General features: G+C 48.4%; 19 protein-coding genes. All 19 read left to right on the forward strand.

Annotation, left to right across the window (positions count from 1 at the left end; all coding sequences use genetic code 11):
- Positions 1-34: 34 nt before the first annotated feature.
- Positions 35-916: an ABC transporter permease gene (locus CHI14_RS18010; RefSeq protein WP_376768976.1), complete on the forward strand. Its 882-nt coding sequence runs from the start codon at positions 35-37 to the stop codon at positions 914-916.
- A gap of 17 nt (positions 917-933) precedes the next feature.
- Positions 934-2,703 (forward strand): ABC transporter ATP-binding protein, encoded by a 1,770-nt coding sequence (locus CHI14_RS18015; RefSeq protein ID WP_095289952.1) that lies wholly within the window; start codon positions 934-936, stop codon positions 2,701-2,703.
- 153 nt (positions 2,704-2,856) lie between these two features.
- A complete protein-coding gene (bshC, locus tag CHI14_RS18020; RefSeq protein ID WP_095289954.1) occupies positions 2,857-4,488 on the forward strand; it encodes a bacillithiol biosynthesis cysteine-adding enzyme BshC in 1,632 nt (543 codons plus the stop codon).
- A 58-nt stretch (positions 4,489-4,546) separates the two neighbouring features.
- A complete protein-coding gene (locus CHI14_RS18025; protein WP_095289956.1) occupies positions 4,547-5,812 on the forward strand; it encodes an adenosylhomocysteinase in 1,266 nt (421 codons plus the stop codon).
- A gap of 273 nt (positions 5,813-6,085) precedes the next feature.
- Positions 6,086-6,523 carry a division/cell wall cluster transcriptional repressor MraZ gene (gene mraZ, locus CHI14_RS18030; protein ID WP_095289958.1) on the forward strand — a complete coding sequence of 146 codons (438 nt, stop codon included), beginning with the start codon at positions 6,086-6,088 and terminating at the stop codon, positions 6,521-6,523.
- A gap of 18 nt (positions 6,524-6,541) precedes the next feature.
- Positions 6,542-7,492 (forward strand): 16S rRNA (cytosine(1402)-N(4))-methyltransferase RsmH, encoded by a 951-nt coding sequence (rsmH, locus tag CHI14_RS18035; RefSeq protein ID WP_095289960.1) that lies wholly within the window; start codon positions 6,542-6,544, stop codon positions 7,490-7,492.
- Positions 7,493-7,519: 27 nt separating this feature from the next.
- Positions 7,520-7,948 carry a hypothetical protein gene (locus CHI14_RS18040; RefSeq protein WP_095289961.1) on the forward strand — a complete coding sequence of 143 codons (429 nt, stop codon included), beginning with the start codon at positions 7,520-7,522 and terminating at the stop codon, positions 7,946-7,948.
- A gap of 12 nt (positions 7,949-7,960) precedes the next feature.
- Positions 7,961-10,273, forward strand: coding sequence for a penicillin-binding transpeptidase domain-containing protein (locus CHI14_RS18045; protein WP_095289963.1), 2,313 nt, complete (start codon positions 7,961-7,963; stop codon positions 10,271-10,273).
- A 94-nt stretch (positions 10,274-10,367) separates the two neighbouring features.
- Positions 10,368-12,332, forward strand: a complete 1,965-nt coding sequence (locus CHI14_RS18050; RefSeq protein ID WP_095289964.1) for a stage V sporulation protein D — start codon at positions 10,368-10,370, stop codon at positions 12,330-12,332.
- Between the two features lie 124 nt (positions 12,333-12,456).
- Positions 12,457-13,944 carry a UDP-N-acetylmuramoyl-L-alanyl-D-glutamate--2,6-diaminopimelate ligase gene (locus CHI14_RS18055; RefSeq protein ID WP_095289966.1) on the forward strand — a complete coding sequence of 496 codons (1,488 nt, stop codon included), beginning with the start codon at positions 12,457-12,459 and terminating at the stop codon, positions 13,942-13,944.
- Positions 13,944-15,350, forward strand: coding sequence for a UDP-N-acetylmuramoyl-tripeptide--D-alanyl-D-alanine ligase (locus CHI14_RS18060; RefSeq protein ID WP_095290169.1), 1,407 nt, complete (start codon positions 13,944-13,946; stop codon positions 15,348-15,350). The genes CHI14_RS18055 and CHI14_RS18060 overlap by 1 nt, the downstream gene beginning before the upstream one ends.
- A gap of 21 nt (positions 15,351-15,371) precedes the next feature.
- Positions 15,372-16,340, forward strand: coding sequence for a phospho-N-acetylmuramoyl-pentapeptide-transferase (gene mraY / locus CHI14_RS18065; protein ID WP_095289967.1), 969 nt, complete (start codon positions 15,372-15,374; stop codon positions 16,338-16,340).
- Between the two features lie 3 nt (positions 16,341-16,343).
- Positions 16,344-17,765, forward strand: a complete 1,422-nt coding sequence (gene murD / locus CHI14_RS18070; RefSeq protein ID WP_095289969.1) for a UDP-N-acetylmuramoyl-L-alanine--D-glutamate ligase — start codon at positions 16,344-16,346, stop codon at positions 17,763-17,765.
- Between the two features lie 48 nt (positions 17,766-17,813).
- Positions 17,814-18,911: a stage V sporulation protein E gene (gene spoVE, locus CHI14_RS18075; protein WP_095289970.1), complete on the forward strand. Its 1,098-nt coding sequence runs from the start codon at positions 17,814-17,816 to the stop codon at positions 18,909-18,911.
- Between the two features lie 7 nt (positions 18,912-18,918).
- Positions 18,919-20,028 (forward strand): undecaprenyldiphospho-muramoylpentapeptide beta-N-acetylglucosaminyltransferase, encoded by a 1,110-nt coding sequence (murG, locus tag CHI14_RS18080; RefSeq protein WP_095289972.1) that lies wholly within the window; start codon positions 18,919-18,921, stop codon positions 20,026-20,028.
- 142 nt (positions 20,029-20,170) lie between these two features.
- Entirely contained in the window at positions 20,171-20,395 is a 225-nt protein-coding gene (locus CHI14_RS30320) for a hypothetical protein (protein WP_095289974.1), read from the forward strand.
- 12 nt (positions 20,396-20,407) lie between these two features.
- A complete protein-coding gene (locus tag CHI14_RS18090) occupies positions 20,408-20,752 on the forward strand; it encodes a hypothetical protein (RefSeq protein WP_095289975.1) in 345 nt (114 codons plus the stop codon).
- 17 nt (positions 20,753-20,769) lie between these two features.
- A complete protein-coding gene (gene murA / locus CHI14_RS18095) occupies positions 20,770-22,053 on the forward strand; it encodes a UDP-N-acetylglucosamine 1-carboxyvinyltransferase (RefSeq protein ID WP_095289977.1) in 1,284 nt (427 codons plus the stop codon).
- 66 nt (positions 22,054-22,119) lie between these two features.
- Positions 22,120-22,887 carry a cell division protein FtsQ/DivIB gene (locus CHI14_RS18100; protein ID WP_095289978.1) on the forward strand — a complete coding sequence of 256 codons (768 nt, stop codon included), beginning with the start codon at positions 22,120-22,122 and terminating at the stop codon, positions 22,885-22,887.
- The last annotated feature ends 123 nt before the right edge of the window (positions 22,888-23,010 follow it).

Here is a 23,010-nt window from a genome sequence, read left to right on the forward strand (position 1 = left end):
GAACAATAACAATAAAGAAACGGCGAACACTGCCCTGGATAGTCAGGCAGCGGTGAAATCGCAAGAAAGTGTATCGTTATGGAAAGACGCCATGTACAGACTTGCAACCAACAAGGCCGCGATGATCAGTTTGGGCGTTCTGGTTCTTGTTGTCATTTTCTCTTTGATTGGTCCAACTTCGTTATTCACAAGCTATAATTATTATTCTAATGATTTGCTTAACGCCAATGCAGCGCCAAGTGCGGAGCACTGGTTCGGAACGGACGAGCTCGGTCGTGACGTATGGGTAAGAACATGGGTAGGTGCACGTGTATCCCTTACTGTAGGTCTGGCTGCTGCCTTGATTGACCTTGTCATCGGGGTAATCTACGGAGCGATTATGGGCTTCTACGGTGGACGTGTTGATGGTATCATGAACAAGTTCTCCGAGATCCTTTATTCCCTGCCTTACATGCTCGTTGTAATCTTGTTGCTCGTTGTTTTGGAACCAAGCCTTACGACGATCATCATTGCCCTTACGATCACAGGCTGGATCAGCATGTCCTGGATTGTACGTGGTGAGATTATGCAATTGAAAAACAGAGACTTTATTCTTGCAGCGCGGTCCATGGGCGCAAGCACAGGACGTCAATTGTTCCGTCACTTGCTGCCGAATGCAGTAGGACCAATTCTCGTAACGCTGACTCTATCTATTCCAAATGCCATCTTTGCTGAAGCGTTCTTGAGCTTCCTCGGATTGGGTGTATCTGCACCGAAATCTTCCCTGGGTTCGATGATCAATGACGCATTGACAGGCTGGACGCTGTATCCTTGGCGGATGTGGTTCCCTGCAGGTCTGATGGTACTTACAATGCTTGCATTTAACTTGCTCGGAGACGGTCTGCGTGACGCACTCGATCCGAAATTACGTAAATAGAAATAGGAGGTGGGATTATGGAGCCAATCTTAACAGTCAAAGACCTAAGCGTGTCATTTACAACACGTTCTGGTGAATTTGATGCCGTTAAAAATGTGAGTTTTGAACTTGGCAAAGGAGAGACGCTGGGGATTGTTGGTGAATCCGGTAGTGGTAAGAGTGTTACCGCCCAAACCATCATGAAGTTGATTCCCTCCCCGCCTTCGAAGGTCAAAAGTGGAGAGATAACTTTTCACGGGCAGAGCCTGCTTGGAAAAACAGATAAACAAATGGAAGCTATCCGCGGTAAAGATATCGGGATGATCTTCCAGGATCCAATGACTTCATTGAATCCTACAATTAAAGTCGGTAAACAAATTACCGAAGTGCTTCGCAAACACCAAAACATGTCCAAAAAAGAAGCGGAGAAACGCGCTCTGGAAATGTTGGAGCTTGTGGGTATCAAAAATGCGGCAATCCGCATGAATCACTATCCACACCAATTTTCCGGTGGTATGCGTCAGCGTGCAATGATCGCCATTGCCCTGGCATGCCGTCCATCCCTTCTGATTGCGGATGAGCCGACGACTGCACTCGACGTAACGATTCAGGCACAGATCCTGGACGTTATGAAGGATATGCAGCAAAAGCTTGGAACTTCCATCATGCTCATTACCCATGACCTTGGTGTAGTAGCTGGTATGTGTGATCGGGTTGTCGTTATGAAGGAAGGCGAGGTTGTGGAAACGGGAACGACAGCTGAAATTTTCAGCAATCCTAAGCATCCATATACGATCAAATTGTTGAACGCCTTGCCTCGTTTGGACGAGCCTAAGAAAGAAAAACCGACTCCGGTTGGTATTATCAAAGGTGCCAACAAGCCGCTAGTTGAAGTAAAGAACCTGAAACAATACTTCAATTTGGGTAAAGGAAACATTCTCAAAGCGGTTAATGATGTCAGCTTTGATATTTTTGAAGGCGAAACCTTAGGGGTTGTAGGTGAATCCGGATGTGGTAAATCCACAACTGGACGCACGATTCTTCGTCTTTATGAGCCAACGGGCGGAAATGTAAACTTTAACGGAACGGATATCTATAAGCTGTCTCCACGCAAAATGAAAGAAATGCGTAAAGACATGCAGATGATCTTCCAGGATCCATATGCATCACTGAATCCACGTTTCAACGTTATGGATATTATCGGAGAATCTCTTGATATCCATGGGCTGGCTTCCAGCGGTAAAGAGCGGAAGAAACGTGTAGAGGAGTTGCTGGATCTCGTAGGCTTGAATCCAAGCCATGCGCTTCGTTACCCGCATGAATTCTCCGGTGGTCAAAGACAACGGATCGGTATTGCCCGTGCGCTTGCTGTGGATCCTAAATTCATCATCTGTGACGAGCCTTTGTCTGCACTTGATGTATCCATCCAAGCTCAAGTGGTTAAGTTGCTCGAAGAGCTTCAACAGCGTCTTGGTTTGACTTACCTCTTCATTGCGCATGACCTGTCGATGGTTAAGCATATCAGTGACCGCGTTGCTGTTATGTACATGGGTAAAGTGGTTGAACTGGCAGAGAGTGAAGAACTTTACTCTAACCCTGTTCACCCTTACACTAAAACATTGCTATCTGCTATTCCTGTACCTGATCCGGAAGTGGAAGCAAACAAACGCCGCATTTTGCTGCCGGACGAACAGTCTGGACCCATCCAAAATGGAGCAACTGGTCCTGTAAACGATCCATATAACCTGGAGAATGCTCAATTGATTGAGATTTCCAAAGGTCACTGGGTTTCCGAACCATACGTTTAAGGAATTATATTCCGTTTGGACTTATTGATGTTATTAAACCGCCGGCTTGTTCGGCGGTTTTTTAATTTTTTTGGTGACTTTCTTTTGACGAAGTGGCCTGTAGTTCGGTACAATCAAGAAAGGCTCTTTGAAGCAGAATAGGAGGCAGACCTCATGAAAGGTATTACCGAGGCACTCCGCAGCGGAACAAAACTTGCAGAAGATTATATCTGCTCACGTGATGCTGCGCGGGGCCTTTACGAGTATGACATTCACTGGGAATCCGGACTTCATGCGCGTGCCGAGTGGCTGGATCAATCGGAGAACACACGTGTGGATCGCGAGAACCTGGTAGAGTATTTACGTATATATAACAAACGTTTGAATGATCACGAAGCTGTACATCATTCTATCGCACGTTTGGCCGAGAAAGGTACGTTTGTAGTTACTGGTGGGCAGCAGAGCGGCTTGTTGACAGGGCCGTTATTTGTCATCTACAAAGCTGCCAGTGTCGTTGCAGCTGCCCGTGAAGCGGAAGCCAAGCTCCAGCGTCCGGTAGTGCCCGTATTTTGGATCGCTGGTGAAGACCATGACTGGGATGAAGTGAATCACACCTATCTGCCTGGTCACAAGGGCGAAATGACCAAGGTCAAGCTGCATGGGCGGTTCGATGGCCGAAATTCGGTGAGTGGTGTCACGATTGAGACGGAACAATGGATGAACGTAATCGAGCAGGTGGAGCATCTTCTGCCGGATACTGTACATAAACCAGGATTAATGGAGATGCTCATCTCGATCCATCAGTCCAGCTCGAATCTTAGTGATGCTTTTGCGAGAATGGTGTCGGCATTGTTCGGCAGTACTGGACTTGTCCTAATGGATGCTGCGGATTCCGGATTAAGAGAACTGGAGCGCCCTGTATTTGAACGATTGATTCGCGAGAATGGTTCATTGCGTGAAGCTTATTTGCAAGGTGCTTCGAAGGTACAGGAAGCGGGCTATCCAATGCCGGCAGAAGTCGCTGAAGACGGAGCAAATTTGTTTTATATCCATGATGAAACCCGGTTGCTCCTGTTCCTGAAGGATGGTTTGTACACGGATCGAAAAGGACTAGTGTCGTTTACGGAAGAACGATTGCTTCAGGAGCTGAGGGAACATCCCGAGCGATTCAGTAATAATGTACTGACCCGGCCGTTAATGCAGGATTCCGTGCTGCCTGTAGCTGCGGTGATATTGGGACAAGGTGAGATTGCATACTGGGGACTGACGAGAACCGCTTTCCGCCAGTTTGGTCTGCAAATGCCCATCTTGCTGCCGAGGTTGTCTTTCACCATTTTGGAGGATGTCCATCACAAGCACATGAATCAGTACCAGCTCTCTTTCCAAGATGTGCAATATCATCTGGAAGAAAAAAGAGAGAAGTGGCTCGCAGGACAGGAAACGTTCCAGGTCGAGGAGCAATTCGATCAAGTCCTGCAATCCTTTGCTGAGCTTTATCGTCCATTGCTTGATCAACTTGCACAAATTCACCCTGGACTGGATCGGATCGGTGATACGAATCTGAGGAAGATCAACGAACAGATGCAATATCTGCAAAAGCAAACACAGAAGGCGATCGCGGATAAACATGAGGTTGGACTCAGACATTGGAACGGCATACAGAACTCGCTCTTTCCTATGAACAAACCACAGGAACGAGTGCACAATGCGCTCTACTACTTGAACCGTTATGGAACCAAGTGGATTCAGGAGCTCATTGAGAGCGGACGTGAATTCCGGGGTCAACATCAAGTGATTGAACTGTAACTGTGTGGTTCAGCAGACCTTTATAATAGAAGAAACACAGATAAACGAGGAGGATGGCATGACTACACCTGCACTGCAAAACAGTATTGTTAAAGATATGGGACTCGCTTCAGAAGGACACTTGAAAATCGACTGGGTTGAAGCACATATGCCTGTATTGAACCGCATTCGTCGCCAATTTGAGCAGGATCTTCCTTTCAAAGGATTAAAGGTTGCCATTTGCCTTCACCTTGAAGCCAAAACAGCCTACCTGGCAAAAGTCATTCAGGCTGGCGGCGCAGAAGTGACCATTACACACAGTAACCCGCTGTCAACTCAGGATGATGTATGTGCGGCTCTTGTAGAAGATGGTGTTACAGTGTATGCCAAATACAATCCGGGGCCAGAAGAGTTCAAGCAGCTCCAGCTTCGTGCACTGGAAGTTAAACCCGACCTGATTATTGATGACGGCGGCGATTTTGCAACGATTATTGCTTCCGAACGTCCTGACCTTGCGGCTACGATTCGTGGAGGTGCAGAGGAAACGACAACCGGAATTATCCGTCTGAAAGCTTTGGCGAAAGAAGGACAACTGCAGTTCCCGATGGTTGCGGTTAATGACGCTTATTGCAAATACCTGTTCGACAATCGTTATGGCACAGGCCAATCTGCCTTTGATGGCATTATCCGTACAACCAACCTGGTGGTAGCTGGAAAAAATGTTGTTGTAGCAGGTTACGGCTGGTGTGGTAAAGGTGTCGCGATGCGTGCTAAAGGTCTGGGCGCCAATGTCATTGTAACTGAAATTGATCCAATCAAAGCGGTTGAAGCGCATATGGACGGTTTCCGAGTCATGACGATGGTGGAAGCGGCCAAATTGGGCGATTTCTTCATCGCTGTTACCGGCAACAAAGATGTGATCACAGGTGAACATTATGACGTAATGAAAGACGGAGCAATTTTGAGCAATGCAGGGCATTTCGATGTGGAAGTGAATAAACCTGAGCTTGCCAAACGTTCAGAGTCCATCCGCACTGTGCGTCGCAATATTGAAGAGTATCGTTTCAAAGATGGACGTAAAATGTACCTTCTTGCTGAAGGGCGTCTCGTGAATTTGGGTGCTGCTGATGGCCACCCTGCTGAGATTATGGACACGACGTTTGCATTGCAGGCTTTGGGATTGCGTTACGTTAGCGAGAATTACGCTGCATTGGGTAAAACCGTTGTTAACGTACCTTATGAAATTGACCAGCAAGTGGCCAGCTACAAACTGGAAAGCCTGAATATCTCTATTGATTCATTGTCAGCTGAACAGGAAAAATATTTGGATAGTTGGAAGTTTTAGGGGAACCCAATAATTACAAGCTGATGAACTGGTTCAAAGGGTTTAGAATAGTGTATTGATGATATGGCTCATTAGCGATTGTAAGTAGAATAACCGGTACCGGGGAAACGCCTTTGATCCTGAGCAAGAGGATCAAAGGCGTTTTTCTTATGAAGCAAATTGAAAAAAATCAAGCAAGTAAGAAGGGTTTTGATTTTTTAGTGCGAATCTATTATGCTTAGGTGGTGGAAAGTGGGGCAAAGTGGGAGAAACGGGTGAGGAGTGAGTGGGCCAATGTTTATGGGGGAGTTCCAACATAGCATTGATGACAAAGGTCGGGTTATTATTCCGGCCAAATTCCGCGAATCTCTGGGGCCGTCTTTTGTTGTCACACGGGGTTTGGACCAGTGTCTTTTCGTGTACCCTATGGAGGAGTGGGGGATCATGGAACAGAAGCTCAAAGCACTGCCCTTGATGAAGTCGGATGCACGTGCTTTTACCCGCTTTTTTTTCTCGGGTGCTACCGAATGTGAATTGGACAAACAGGGTAGGGTAAATTTACCGGGCAATTTACGGGAATATGCCAAATTGGACAAGGATTGTGTTGTTCTTGGCGTGTCGAACCGGGTGGAGATCTGGAGCAAAGGCATATGGGAGAGTTATTTCAATCAATCCGAGGAAGCATTCAACGACATTGCCGAAAAGCTGGTCGATTTTAATTTTGATCTATAAAGTCAGGAGGGGTGCAGGTTGTTTCACCACATAACCGTACTCAAAGAAGAGGCAACAGAGGGATTAAACATCAAGCAGGACGGTATATACGTGGACTGCACTTTAGGTGGAGGAGGACATAGTTCCGTCATTGCTTCCAAGCTCGGTCCAGGGGGAAGGCTTATCGCACTGGATCAGGATGATTGGGCATTGGATAATGCACGCGAGAAGCTTGCTTCGTATGGAGATCGCATCACGCTGGTGAAGACGAATTTCCGTGATCTGGAACAGGTTCTGAAAGAGTTGGATGTCCCAATGAAGGACGGCGTACCGCAGGTGGATGGCATTTTGTACGATTTGGGTGTGTCATCACCTCAATTCGATGAAGGAGAACGTGGATTTAGTTACAATCACGATGCTCCGCTGGACATGAGGATGGATCAGGATGCATTTCTGACAGCCAAAGAGATTGTCAACGAATGGCCTGAAGAGGAGATTGCCCGAATTTTATATCGTTACGGTGAAGAAAAGTTTTCAAGAAGAATTGCCCGCGTCATTGTGGAAAAACGAAGCCAGGCTGTTATCGAGACCACAGGAGAGCTAGTGGAATTGATCAAGGAAGGCATCCCGGCTGCTGCTCGCCGTACAGGTGGACATCCTGCGAAGCGCAGCTTTCAGGCTTTGCGGATTGCAGTGAATGATGAGCTGGGCGCGTTTGAGGAAGCATTGCATCAGGCGGTTCGGTGTCTTGCACCAGGTGGACGTGTATCTGTTATTACCTTTCACTCGCTTGAGGATCGGATTTGCAAGCAAATATTCAGCAGTTATCTGGAGAAGTGTACGTGCCCGCCTGACTTTCCGTTATGCGTGTGCGGCGGTAAAGGTGTACTGCGTTTAGTCAACAGAAAACCGCTGATTCCGACGGATACGGAACTGGCCGAGAACTCCCGTGCACGTTCAGCTAAACTGCGCGTAGCCGAGAAACTGTAAACCAAGAGCGAAGGAGAGAGTCTTTGTATGGCATATACACGTGGTAACCTTGCAGTGAAAGAAAAAGCAACCCAAGAACGTGTGACGCAGCAGCGGTACAAGGAAACCACCAAAGTGGTGACTCGTCGTACGGGTCTTCCTGCACGAGAGAAATTCTTGTACCTGATGACATTGATCGTCTGTATCGTTATCGGTGGTGCACTGATGTGGCGTTATGCTCATATCTATGATCTGAACAAGCAGGCTCAATCAACGTTGTCCGAGACAAGAGAAGCGGAGAAAACCATTGCAGACCTGCAGGTTGAAAAGGAAAGACTGAACAATTTGGTTATTGAAAATGCACGCAATCTCGGCTATGTAGAAGCGTCCGGCAAAGACGTTATAATTGTGCCTCGTTCAACAGGTGTAACGAGCACACAGGATACAGAGTCGTCTTCGGATACAGCAAGTAAGTAAAGAGGTGTACCGATGGTAAAAAGAATAAAGATGCGCACGCTGCTTATAGGGGGATGTATTACCCTCTTTTTTCTTGTACTAATAACCCGAATCTTTTTTATTCAAGTTGTAAACGGCAGTACCTGGCAAGGATATGCATCCGAGCTGGTGGAACGTGAGCAGACGATTAAGGCAAGCCGGGGGTCTATTACGGATCGGAACGGCAACATCTTGGCAACGGATGCGCCTGCATATACGGTATCGGTTAATCCCGAGATGATCCATGAACTTGGGATTGAAGATGTCGTTACGACCAAGCTCGCAGCAATCCTTGGTAAAAACGAAAGTGAAATGCGTGCTTTGGTGACTGCTAAGAAGAAAGATGGTAGTTTTTATCAACAACGTGAAGTACGTAGTGAGGGCTACAAAATTAGCCCGGAATTGGCAGCTAAAGTAACTGCGCTGAGGGAAGAACTGAAGGAAGAGTACAAAGCTCAGAACGCCATCGTAATGGCACAGGAATCGAAGCGGTTTTACCCCGAAGAGACGCTTGCATCGCATCTTCTGGGTTACATGAGTCGTGACGGTAAAGCTGTAAACGGGCTTGAAGTTTCGTATGATGAAGAACTGACGGGCACTGATGGTTACCTGAACTACCAAAAGGATGCCAAAGGCATCAAGCTTCCTGATTCTCAGGATAACTATCTTCCACCTCAAAACGGAAATAACCTGAAGCTGACGATTGATGATACCATTCAATTTTACATTGAAGATGCCATCAAGGAAGCAGTTGCTCAGTATAATCCGCTCAGTATGACCGTCATTGCAGCAGACCCAAACACGATGGAAATCTTGGGCATGGCGAACTGGCCGAATTTTAATCCCAATACGTACTGGGAAACTCCGGATCAAAAAGATTTCATTAACCATGCAACACAGTCCATCTACGAACCAGGCTCGACCTTTAAGATTGTTACATTGGCGGGTGCTGTAGAAGAGAAGCTGTTTGATCCAAACGCGACGTTTGAGTCCAAACGGCTCAACATTGGCGGATATTCAATCAGTGATAATGGCCACACTTATGGTACGATTTCCTATCTTGAAGGCGTCAAACGTTCAAGTAACGTTGCCTTTGTTAATCTCGGTTACAACATGCTTGGCGGCGAACGACTGCGTCATTACATAGACGAATTCGGATTCGGACAAAAGACGGGCATTGATCTGCCAAGTGAGTCGGCTTCACCGATCAAACCATTGGTGTACAAATCTGAGATTGCAACGGCTGCATACGGACATGGTCTCGTACAGGTAACCCCAATCCAGCAGGTGGCAGCCATTTCGGCCATTGCCAACGGTGGCAAACTGATGGTTCCTCATTTGGTGAAGGAAATCATTAATCCAAATGACGGAACAACTGAAGTGACCAAGCCAAAAGAGGTCCGCCAGGTCATCTCCAAGGAATCTGCGAAACTGGTCAGTGGCTATTTGGAACAAGTTGTAGCAGACCAGCAGATCGGTACCGGGCGCAACGCCTATATAGAAGGATACCGGGTGGCCGGTAAAACGGGTACAGCAAGAAAATGGGTGAACGGGGAATATAGTAAAACCAAAGACGTCGTTTCGTTTATCGGATTTGCCCCTGTGAACAATCCCAAAATTGCGATGCTGGTCGTCATTGACCAACCGAGTGGAACCAACATTGGTGGTGGTGCTGCTGCAGCTCCTGTATTCAAAAAGATTGTCAGTCAAACCCTGCAATACATGGGTGTTCCAAAAGATACGACAAAGACCACGGACAAAAAGGCAGCTACTATCGTTCAGACGAAGACTCCTGACTTGACTGGGAAAACGGCCAAACAGGCTAGAAGCCAGCTGCTGAACGCAGGAATTGCTTACGAGACCCTAGGGAAGGGCGAGAGTGTTATTCGCCAGTACCCTGCTGCAGGCGAATTTATGAACCCAGGTCAGCGAATTTATCTGCTTACGGAAGACAGCAGCAGTATGAAAGTGCCTGATCTGACAGGGGAATCACTCCGTGATGCCATGGAAGTTCTTTCACTCATGAAAGTAGGAGTGATTGTCAAGGGTGAGGGTTATGTCGTGAGTCAAAAGGAGCAGGTCTCCGGGGAACAGCGGACCATACAGCTCACATTGCAGACTGCAAAGGCCGCAGTAACCGGAATAGCGGATGAAGATCCTGAGTCTTCGGATGCTGCATTGGAGGAAGAGGGTGCAGCAGAAGAGTCCAGCAAGACAGAAGAAACAGGGAACTCGGATGGAACAGAGGCTCCAGCCAATGAGACTGACTCGTCTTCTGGTGCCGCGATTGATCCAGTCCTCCCATAGCCGTTGAATTTATAGCTTGTTCTAACCCCCGGTTGTCCCGAATATTCATGAATGAACGAGGTCATGATTTTGGGACGAGTGGGGGGATCTTTTCGTGAAGGGTTCAAGTGTAAATCTACGGCGCAGGCTGTTATGGAGTTTGCTCATTTTGGTATTGTTATTTTCGGCCCTGGTGATCAGGCTTGCTTATGTACAACTCGGGAAAGGTCCGGAATTGTCTGCGAAAGCGGAGGAGTCCTGGCGGCGGAACATTCCGTATTCAGCCAAACGGGGAGAGATCCTGGATCGCAATGGTACCTCTCTTGCCTATAATGTAACTACACCGACGATTATGGCGATTCCGGCTCAAGTGAAGGAAGCGGAGACTACAGCGAAGGCACTAGCCCCTTTACTTGGAATGACTGAAGAGAAAGTGCTGGCAACCATCAAGAAAAGAGAACTGATTGTACGACTACAACCCGGCGGCCGCAAAATTACGATGGAGAAAGCTCAGCGCATTCGTGATTTGAAGCTTCCGGGTATCGTTGTTGCAGAGGATAATAAACGATTCTATCCTTATGATGATCTGGCCGCTCACATTCTTGGTTTTACGGGGATTGATAACCAGGGATTGACCGGGGTCGAAAAAAGGTATGATGAGAAGTTGACCGGTTTAAATGGCAGTGTGTCCTACTTGTCCGATGCGGCCGGAAGGCTTATGCCGGGCTCATCTGAGAAGTATGTGGAACCAAGAGATGGTCTTAACCTGGAGCTCACGATTGATAAATCGATCCAATCCATTATGGAAAGGGAACTGGATCAGGCCATGGTCAAATTCCAGGCGAACTCCGCTCTGGCTATCGCCATGAACCCGAAGACGGGTGAAGTCCTCGGCATGGCCAGCAGACCAGGGTATGAACCAGCGGATTACCAGCAGTATCCATCTGAAATCTATAACCGGAATTTACCGATATGGATGACATACGAACCGGGTTCAACTTTTAAAATCATTACTTTGGCGGCAGCATTGGAAGAGAAGAAGGTGAATCTGCAGCAGGATCAATTCTTTGACCCAGGATATGTTGAAGTTGGAGGTGCCCGGCTGCGATGCTGGAAAAAAGGCGGACATGGGAGTCAGACCTTCCTGCAAGTCGTGGAAAACTCCTGCAATCCCGGGTTCGTGGCTCTGGGTCAAAAGCTGGGTAAAGAGTCCTTGTTTTCTTACATCAAAGACTTTGGATTCGGAACCAAAACAGGTATTGATCTTAGCGGTGAGGCAAGTGGTATTTTGTTCAAGCTGTCCCGAGTGGGTCCTGTGGAGCTTGCGACAACAGCCTTTGGGCAAGGCGTTTCCGTTACACCCATTCAGCAAGTGGCGGCCGTATCGGCTGCCATCAATGGAGGCAAGCTCTACAAACCTTATGTAACCAAAGCGTGGGTTCATCCTGAAACGGGAGAAGTAATGGAAGAAGTCAAGCCGGAACTTGTGCGGCAGGTCATTTCGGAAGACACATCCAAGCAGGTTCGTGAGGCTCTGGAAAGTGTTGTTGCAAAAGGCACAGGAAGACCGGCGTTCATCGACGGATATCGGGTAGGCGGCAAAACAGGTACAGCCCAGAAGGTTATTAACGGACGTTATTCCTCTACCGAGCATATTGTATCCTTTATTGGCTTTGCTCCGGCAGATGATCCACAGATCGTAGTGTACACGGCTGTCGATAATCCAAAAGGGATTCAGTTCGGGGGTGTCGTTGCAGCTCCGATTGTACAGAATATTCTTGAAGACTCGCTGCACTATATGAACGTTCCTGTGCGCAAGGATCAGGTTGCGAAAGAATACAAGTATGGCGAAACCAAAATTGTTACGGTTCCCGATCTCACAGGTGCAACGGTAGAAGATCTGTATGAAGATCTCAACATGAACTTTATGCTGGCTAAGTCCGGCAGCGGAAAGTACGTCATTAACCAGGCTCCGAAGCCCGGAGCAAGGGTGGAGCAGGGCTCTACCATACGAATCTATATGAGTGATGTGCTGAACGAAGCACACGACCATACAGGGGAAGCAGGACAGGAGCCTTAACCGGCTCCGAGTCCTAGCGCAACAAAATTCATAAAGTTGCGTTTCATTAAATGGCTATATGGACGATATTAATAAAAAGAAATGCCTTGAGCAGAAGTAAACTTGAAGAAGTGAGGTTATTCATGTGCTTTTAAAACAATTTGCATCAAAGCTGACAACTGCCCGCCTGATTGGCGAGCCTGATACAGAATGCCAAAACTTACAGACAGATTCCCGCCAGGTTCAACCGGGAGATCTGTTTATCTGTCTTCCGGGACATACGGTAGATGGACATGATTATGCGGAAAAAGCTATGAATGCCGGAGCGGTAGCACTAGTCGTGGAACGACAACTGGAACTACCTGTACCGCAACTGCTGGTCAAAGACAGTCGTTTTGCAATGGCAGTCCTTGCAGACTCTTTCTTTGACTCACCAAGCCATAAGATGAATATGATTGGTGTAACGGGAACGAACGGAAAGACAACCACCACCTATCTGATTGAAAAGATCATGAGTGATCATGGACAGAAGACAGGTTTGATTGGTACCATTCAAATGCGTTACGACGGGCGGACCTATCCAATGTCGGGAACTACACCAGAAGCACTCGATCTGCAGCGCAGTCTGTATGATATGGTTCAAGCGGGTACGGACTGCTGCGTAATGGAGGTCTCATCACATGCGCTGGAGCAGGGACGTGTAAAAGGAACCAATTTCCGTACTTCGGTATTCACCAACTTGACCCAAGATCATCTGGACTATCATAATTCCATGGAAGAGTACCGCGCAGCAAAAGGCCTTTTCTTTGCAAGACTTGGCAACGAGTTTGCAGAGGATGCCTCCCGTCGCAAATTTGCGGTCATTAACGCTGATGATCCATCGGCCAATTATTTCAAATCCGTGACTGCAGCTGAAGTCATTACATATGGCATGGAAGATAATGCTGATGTACGGGCATCCAACATCTCGATTACATCGCAGGGCACGTCTTTCCATGTGGATACATTCGCAGGCAGTACAGACATTAACTTGCGCATGGTGGGGAAATTCAACGTATATAACGCCATGGCAGCTATCTCTGCTGCACTTGTTGAAGGGGTACCCTTGGAAGAGATTAAACGCAGTCTTGAGACGGTTCCTGGTGTGGATGGACGTGTTGAAGCCGTAGACGAAGGTCAGTCATTTGCTGTTATTGTGGACTACGCTCATACACCGGACGGCTTGGAAAACGTATTGCGAACGGTAAAAGAGTTTGCCGAAGGGCGAGTCATCTGTGTATTCGGATGTGGGGGAGACCGGGATCGGACCAAACGTCCATTAATGGGGAAAATTGCAGCGAAGTATAGTGACATTGTATTTGTAACTTCTGACAATCCACGCACGGAGGATCCGGATCTGATTCTCAAAGATATTGAAGTAGGTCTGGTAGAAGAAGGCGTACCATCTGATCGTTATCTCATGGTCGTAGATCGTCGTCAGGCAATACATGAAGCTATTGAAATGGCAAGCCCAGCCGATGTAGTATTGATTGCGGGCAAGGGTCATGAGACCTATCAAATTATCGGAACAACCAAAACGGATTTCGATGATCGGATCATAGCCAAAGAGGCGATAAGGGGCAAATCCAATTGATAAAAAGAACATTAGCGCAATTGGCCGAAATGTGCGGAGGAACACTAAACGACTACACTGCTTACGGAGACATCCGCGTTGAAGGTGTATTTACGGATTCACGCAAGCCAGTAGAAGGCAGTTTGTTTATCCCGCTTGTCGGCGAGAGGTTTGACGGACACGAATTTGTGCAAGCCTGTTTAGAAAAGGGAGCCGCAGGGGCGTTATGGCAAAATGATCATGGTGTTCCCCCTCAGGAAGGAGCAGTCATCGTCGTTGAAGACACGCTGGCAGCCCTGCAGGGGCTTGCATCTGCTTATCTGGCTGAGAGCCAAACTTCCGTGGTGGGCATTACCGGCAGCAATGGCAAAACAACAACCAAGGACATTGTGGATGCCATTCTCTCTACCACCTTCAAGGTGCATAAGACGCAGGGCAACTTCAACAATCATATCGGGCTTCCTCTTACAGTGCTAAGTATGGAACAAGATACCGAGATTGTGATTCTGGAAATGGGCATGAGCGGCCGCAGAGAAATCGAGGCATTGTCTTTGATTGCTCAGCCGGATATCGCCATTATTACGAATATTGGTGAATCCCATCTGCTGCAGCTTGGCTCCAGGCTGGAGATTGCCAGAGCAAAAGCCGAAATTGCTGCAGGCATGAAACCAGGCGGCCTGTTAATTTATAACGGAGACGAGCCGTTGATTAAGCAGGTTCTGGCTGAAGCGGAAACGAAGCAGCCCGAGGGAATGAAACGATTTACATTTGGACTTCAGACAGACAATGATGATTACCCGACAGGACTCATGAATGCTCAGAACGGTGTTGTTTTCACGACAAAACAGTTGGGGGAACAAGCACTTACGCTTCCTCTGCTTGGTACACACAATGTCGTTAACTGTCTGGCTGCACTTGCAGTTGCACGTCACTTTGGTGTAACAGCCGAACAGATTGCTTCCGGGCTATCCAGCTTGAAACTGACGGGCATGCGCATTGAGGTAATTCAAGGAGTCAGCGGACTGACGATGCTTAATGATGCCTACAATGCAAGTCCAACGTCGATGAAAGCAGCTATTGATGTGCTTGAAGGACTCAAAGGCTATCGTTCTCGAGTAGCGGTACTTGGAGACATGTTGGAACTTGGACCTCAGGAACAGGAGCTTCACCGTGGCATCGGAGAGTATATTACGCCAGGGAAAATGGACTTGGTGCTAACCTATGGACCGTTATCGGTGAATATAGCTGAAGGTGCAAAACTGCACATGCCTGCAGAAGCCGTACATGCATTTGAAAACAAGGAAGAGATGACCCGTTACCTGCTGGAAAAATTGCATCCCAGAGACGTCGTTTTGTTCAAAGCCTCCCGGGGCATGAAGCTGGAGGACGTGGTCGAATCACTAAAAATAGCATCATTACAGAATTGAGTAGACTAGAGGGGTGAACCCATGGATTTTCAGGTATTACTGTTAACAATCGGCGTTTCATTTATTTTGGCGGTGATTGCCGCACCGCTATTGATTCCATTACTTCGCCGAATGAAATTCGGGCAGCAGGTTCGGGAAGACGGGCCGCAGAGCCATCTGAAAAAGAGCGGGACTCCGACGATGGGCGGGGTTGTGATCCTGCTTGCATTTACATTAGCCTTTTTGAAGTTTTCAGCAGTCAAGAATACGGATTTCTATGTCCTGCTCGTGGCTACGCTCGGTTTTGGACTGATCGGTTTCCTGGATGACTATATCAAAATTGTATTCAAACGTTCTTTGGGACTGACCGCCAGACAAAAGATGCTGGGGCAACTGTTTTTCAGTGCCGTAATGTGTTTCTTGCTCATTCAGAATGGGCACAGCACAGCCATCTCGATTCCCGGAACATCCGTCTCCTTCGATTGGACGGGGTGGTTCTATTATCCGTTTGTGGTGTTCATGATGCTCGCGATCACCAATGCCGTTAACTTTACGGATGGACTGGATGGTTTGCTGTCCGGAATCAGTGCTATTGCGTTTGGGGCGTTTGCCATCGTAGCTATGCAGGCGACGTCTATGCCGGCAGCGGTATGTGCAGCAGCCATGATTGGGGCTGTGCTTGGTTTTCTTGTATACAATGCGCATCCGGCCAAAGTGTTTATGGGAGACACGGGCTCACTAGGTATTGGTGGTGCCATTGGTGCCGTAGCCATTGTTACGAAGACGGAGCTTCTTTTTGTAATCATTGGTGGTGTGTTCGTCATCGAGATTCTATCCGTTATTATTCAAGTGGTATCGTTCAAGACCCGGGGCAAGCGTGTATTCAAAATGAGTCCTATTCACCACCACTTCGAATTAAGCGGATGGTCGGAATGGCGGGTTGTTATTACTTTTTGGGCAGTCGGTGCTATTTTGGCTGCGCTCGGACTTTATCTCAACAAGGGGTTGTAAATCATGAACCATCCTGAATCATATCGCGGTCAACAGGTTGTTGTGCTCGGACTGGCAAAGAGTGGCGTGCAAGTTGCCAAGGTGCTGGACCGTGCGGGAGCGAAAGTCACAGTGAATGATAAAAAAGAGAGGGAACAGTGTCCCGAAGCATCCGAATTGGAGGCTTTGGGAATTTCTGTTGTATGCGGGGGCCATCCCGATGATCTGATTCATGAGGGTGTGAAGCTTGTGGTTAAAAACCCGGGCATCCCTTATCAGGCGCCACCAGTACAGCAGGCTCTTTCCCTCGGAATTGAGGTTGTTACGGAAGTGGAAGTGGCTTACCACCTCTGTGCAGCACCGATGATCGGGATTACAGGTTCCAACGGGAAAACAACGACTACAACATGGGTTGGCAAAATGCTGGAGCATGCAGGCTTGAACCCGATTGTTGCCGGCAATATTGGTACGCCACTAAGCGAGGCAGCAGAACAAGCTACGGCCGATAACTGGATGGTCGTTGAACTCAGTAGTTTCCAGCTTAAGGGAACTGTTCATTTCCGTCCCCGGATTGCAAGTCTGCTTAACGTTACAGAAACGCATCTGGATTATCATGGGGATATGGATGACTATGTCGCTTCCAAAGCTAAAATTTTTGCCAATCAGCTTCCCGATGATGTAGCCGTGCTGAACTGGGATGATCCTGTATGCCGGGAGTTGGTTCCTTATATTAAAAGCAGGCTGCTTCCGTTCTCCATGACTGAGAAGCTGGAAGCAGGCGTATACGCCGATCCTCCTTACGTGGATGGAGAAGAGGATGATGTGAAACGCCAGGTGGTATATGCCGACGGCCAAGGAAACCACCACATCGTTATAGACGTTGATAACATTGGAATACCAGGACAATTTAATGTTGGGAACGCCCTGGCTGCGGTAGCCATTGCAGTAGCGGCAGGTGCCGATCCGGCTGTACTTGATGTACCCCTGTCCGAATTCAAAGCGGTTGAGCACCGTTTGGAGTATGTTCTGGAGCACAATGGTGCCAAGTACTATAACAATTCCAAGGCTACCAATTCGAAGGCAACCGTGATGGCATTGAATTCCTTCAAGGCTCCGGTCGTGCTGATCGCCGGAGGACTGGATCGGGGTTCAGACATGATGGAGCTGCTCCCCTTGTTCCAGGAACGGGTAAAAGCAGTTGTGGCTCTCGGCGAAACACGGGAGAAAATCGCCAAGGTCGCGGAACTGGCGGGATTAAAGCAAATTAAGGTCGTCGATAATGAGGAGGATGCTGCCCAGACGTTAACCGCTGCAGTGCAGGAAGCGTCGCGGCTTGCAGCGCCTGGTGATATAGTCTTGCTCTCACCGGCGTGTGCAAGTTGGGACATGTTTGCTTCTTATGAGGAGCGGGGACGCATTTTTAAAGAGGCGGCGCATAACTTGTAAGTAGGGGGGTGGAAAAGCCCCTACTTCCATGCAAGGGGTGGCCTCCTGATGAAACAGACGCGACCGGCGCCGGATATCTGGCTCCTGATTTGTATTGTGGCATTGCTTGCCATCGGCATTATTATGGTCTATAGTGCGGGCTCGGTGCTTGCTTTTCATGACTATGGCGATTCATTTTATTTTGTCAAAAGACAGTTGTTATTTGCTGGACTCGGACTGGCTGCCATGTTTGTCACAGCCAATGTGGATTACCGGGTCTGGCGGAAATATGCGAAACCGATATTGATCGCCTGTTTTATTATGCTGATTGCGGTGTTAATTCCCGGGATCGGTGTGGTCCGCGGCGGAGCACGAAGCTGGCTCGGCATTGGATCGTTCGGCATTCAGCCCTCTGAATTCATGAAGCTGGGCATGATTTTGTTTTTGGCTCACTGGCTGAGCAAGGAACCGGGGAAAATCAAAACATTCACAACCGGATTGTTGCCCCCGCTTGGTTTGATAGGTCTCGCCTTCGGCATTATTATGCTGCAGCCCGATTTGGGGACAGGCACCGTCATGATGGGCGCATCCATGCTGATTATTTTTACGGCAGGCGCGAGAATGAAACATTTGCTGCTGCTTGCTCTTGGCGGAGCTGTGGGATTTGCCGCGTTGATTGCAGCTGCTCCCTACCGACTGAAGCGAATAACAGCTTTTCTAGACCCATGGTCCGATCCGCTTGGAGCCGGCTATCAAATCATACAATCGTTGTACGCAATCGGACCGGGTGGCCTGGCAGGTCTGGGCCTTGGGATGAGCCGGCAAAAATACAGCTATGTGCCCGAACCACAAACGGATTTCATTTTTTCCATATTGGCTGAAGAGCTCGGGTTTATTGGCGGACTCATTGTACTTCTATTGTTCCTGGTGCTGGTTTGGAGAGGTATGCGAGTAGCGATGACAGTACCGGATGCTTTTGGCAGTTTGCTGGGTGTAGGCATTATCGGCATGGTGGCTGTACAAGTCATAATCAATATCGGCGTAGTCATCGGGCTCATGCCCGTTACCGGAATAACCCTTCCGCTGATCAGTTATGGCGGATCATCTCTGACCTTGATGCTGACAGCACTAGGGATACTGTTAAACTTATCACGTTATGCGAGGTGACTATGCGATGCGAGTCGTACTAAGCGGCGGCGGTACCGGTGGACATATCTATCCGGCCGTTGCCATAGCAAGACAATGTGAGGCGGAGAATCCCGACTCGACATTTTTATATATTGGAGGAACCCGTGGATTGGAGAGCAAGTTAGTGCCACAGGAGAACATTCCTTTTCAATCCATTGATATCACAGGATTCCGACGGAAGTTGTCCGTGGACAATCTGAAGACCGTTATGCGCTTTATTCAGGGCGTCCGAAAATCGAAGAAAATGCTGAAGGAATTCAAACCTGATGTGGTGATCGGGACAGGCGGCTATGTATGTGGACCTGTGGTTTATGCAGCTGCCAAACTAGGGATTCCAAGTGTCATTCATGAACAAAATGCGATCCCTGGCTTAACCAACAAGTTCCTTACTCGTTATGTGGATACCGTTGCAGTTAGCTTCGAAGGTTCAGAGAAGGCTTTCTCGGGAGCGAAAAGAGTAGTGTACACGGGTAATCCGAGGGCAACCACGGTTGCCAAGGCCAGCCGTGATCGAGGCTTTGCCACACTGGGCGTGCCAATGGACAGCCGGGTTGTGCTGGTTGTTGGAGGCAGCCGCGGGGCTAAGGCCATCAATAAAGCGATGGTGGACATGGCTCCCATGCTGGAGAAGCTGGATGATGTACACGTCGTTTATGTTACAGGTGAATCCTATTTTGACGAAACACGAGAAGCCATACGCAGTTCACTTGGAACGATGCCAAACCACTTGCATGTGCTTCCTTATGTGCATAATATGCCGGAAGTTCTCGCCTGTACCTCATTGATTGTGAATCGTGCAGGAGCGTCATTCCTCGCCGAAATTACATCGCTTGGCATTCCTTCCATTCTGATACCGTCACCTAACGTGACGAATAATCATCAGGAAGCGAATGCGCGTACACTGGAAGGTGGCGGAGCTTCTGTCACGATGCTGGAGAAGGATCTGTCGGGAAAAGCGCTATATGAGGCTATTGCCCGCATCATGAATGATGAAGCGGCCCGCAAACGCATGGCCGCAGCATCTCGGGAACTTGGCAAGCCGGATGCAGCCGAGGTGCTGGTGAAGGAGATTCAAAGGCTTGCTGTACGCAGGTAAAGTGTGTTCTGGGCGATTGTCACACACAAGGCAGGACTGACATAAGATACCGTATAAATTGTGACAATCGTTCCAAGGCGCCGCATCACGGTTTTTGTCGTATAGCAGGGGATACTTCTATGGTTGTTGAGCAGCATGATTTATGCGTAACGGCAGAAGCATTCCATGCTATCCAAAGGTGATTGTGGTTAGTACCAAAAGAAGTGGGTCCTGCGGGCAGAAGTTGTGTACATTTAACGCTGGTGCTTATGGATCGGATGTGTCACGCATATTTCAATCCGCTGAGATTGTGCTGGAGACAGGCGAATGGGTACGTTACAGCAAGGAGGACAGGGAATTTGCGTATTACCACTCTGTGATGCATTAACGGAGAGGCGTTGTGCCAGAAGCTGTATATTCAGTTTGGCATAATGAACGCAAAGTCGTTTCGGAAGTGATGGGGCTTGCCAAAATCATAGACGTTTTTGCCACTTCATATGCGTACGCAGGCAGCGTACTCCGAAATCCGCCCAGTGACCGAGCGGCCCGGCTGTTTCAAACAGCAGCGTCAAAGGGTAAACACGGGAGGCCTACAGGTATCCACCTTGCATGCCAATTTGATTGTCAGTCCAGCCAAGCTACAGCAGAGGACGTTATCACCCTTATGCAGCAAATTCAGAGCAACTATATCATCTCAAAACGGTATAACCTGGTACCGGAAGTCTTTCCAGTGGGTGAGCGGTAAACCCCGGAGGTGATACATTGGACAAATTGGTGATTGAAGGCGGGAAACCCCTCTCAGGATCCATACGCATCCATGGAGCAAAAAATGCCGCTTTACCAATCATGGCTGCAAGTTTGTTGGCAGATGGAGAAGTCACGCTGCACAACGTTCCACACTTGCTGGACATTGAAGTAATGCTGTATATCCTGGAACGGCTTGGATGCACGTGTCGGCATGAAGAGGGAACAGTGACGATTGATACATCGTCCATCCGGTCATATGATGTGCCTGAGGATCTGATGAAACAGATGCGCTCTTCCATTTTCTTGATGGGGCCATTGCTGGCTAAGTTTGGGCAAGTATCCGTATACCAGCCAGGTGGTTGTGCCATCGGAGAACGCAAGATTGATCTTCACCTCCGGGGCCTGGAAGCGCTCGGAGCATCAATTGAAGAGCTTGATCAACAGATTATCTGTCGGGGCCGTAAGCTGGTGGGCACGGATATTCATCTGGACTTCCCAAGTGTGGGTGCCACGGAAAATATCATGATGGCTGCCGTTACGGCTGAGGGCACAACAACGATATTCAATGCAGCCAGAGAACCTGAGATTCAGGACTTGCAGCATTTTCTCAACGCGATGGGTGCAAGTATAATTGGAGCCGGCACCGATACAATTACGATTAACGGTGTGGAGAAACTGAAGCCTTGTTCCTACGAGATCATACCTGATCGGATCGTGGCCGGCACCGTCATGATTGCAGCAGCAGCGACAAGAGGTAATGTTACCCTGACACACTGCAACCCGGCACACCTTACTTCCCTTATACATGTGTTGAAGCGCACTGGTGTTCAAATCACGGTCTGCAATGATATAATGACGGTGAGCTGTATGAGCCGTCCCAAATCTGTGGATCGCATTGTAACATCACCGTACCCTTCGTTTCCGACGGACCTGCAGTCGCAAATCATGGTCCTGCTCAGTTTGGCCGATGGGTTCAGTGTAATGAAGGAGACGGTATTTGAGGGACGCTTCAAGCACGTGGATGAACTTAACGTCATGGGTGCAGATATTTCGGTCGATCTGAATGCAGCCTTTATCCGAGGAGTCCCGCGTTTGTACGGAGCTACAGTTGAAGCAACCGACCTGCGTGCAGGTGCAGCTCTGGTTATTGCTGGCCTTGCTGCCCAGGGGAAAACGGTTGTTGAGCAAGTGCATCATATTGACAGAGGGTACGACCGCATCGAGAAGTTATTCCAGAGCCTTGGAGCTTCGGTTGAGCGACAGTCCCCCGTTTCGAAACAGCTGGATTTTGCCAATTAACGTCCTTTGAGTCCCCTTCTTCAGAATGCTGTGGGAGGGGACCGAAGGCTTTGTGGAGCGCGACCTATGCCTAAAAGTCAAATTCCGGTTCTGAAGAAGAATCGGCCTAAAGGAAACACGAGCCGTAAACTTGTTCTTATTCTGTTACTTCTTTTTATTGTATTGCTTGCCGTGCTGTTCTTCCGCTCTTCCATGAGCCGGATTTCGAGCATTGAGATTACGGGTAATGTATACACGACAACTTCCGAACTGCTGGAGAAAAGTGGTTTGAAGGAAGGCGATCAGTTTTTTGGGACAAGCTCCGCTGAGGTCATTGAGCGTTTGAAGACGTTCAAAGCGGTAGCGAATGTGACAGTGGATAAACAGTTTCCGGGGATCGTTCATATTAAGGTTCAGGAGTATCCGACTGTTGCTTACGAACTGGGAGCGGATGGTACACTCCAGGCGATCCTGGCCAGTGGGACAAGCTTGAATGTTCCGGCCAATATCGGAATTGCTGTAGAGAAGCCCATTCTGACACAGTGGAAAGCAGATGATCCGCTCAAAGAACAATTGAGTGAGACGCTTGCCAAAATTCCAAACGAATTGACAACGGATATATCGGAGATTATTCCTAACCCTACGCCTTCGTTTCCGGATCAGATCCGGTTGTATACCAAATCACAGTTTGAAGTGATTACCACGATCTCCAAGCTGCCGGATAAGGTGGAGTACTTGAATCAGGTTATTGAGACGGAGCGGCCAGGGAAAATCACGATGCTTGAGGCAGACACGTACGTGCCTTTTATCGCAGATGACCCAGAAGATGGTGAAGAGCCAGGTGCAACGCCCTGATCCTCTTGCTAATCATGTATGGCAGTTAATGAAAAGTCCAAGCAGGGTCGGGGTTTGACCCTGTTTCATCCGTGAAAGTTGTTCTTTCTGAGACGGAGAAAAAATGATACACTTGAACTTATG

The sequence above is a fragment of the Paenibacillus sp. 7516 genome (genome assembly GCF_002272715.1).
GTDB classification, from domain to species: domain Bacteria; phylum Bacillota; class Bacilli; order Paenibacillales; family Paenibacillaceae; genus Paenibacillus; species Paenibacillus illinoisensis_A.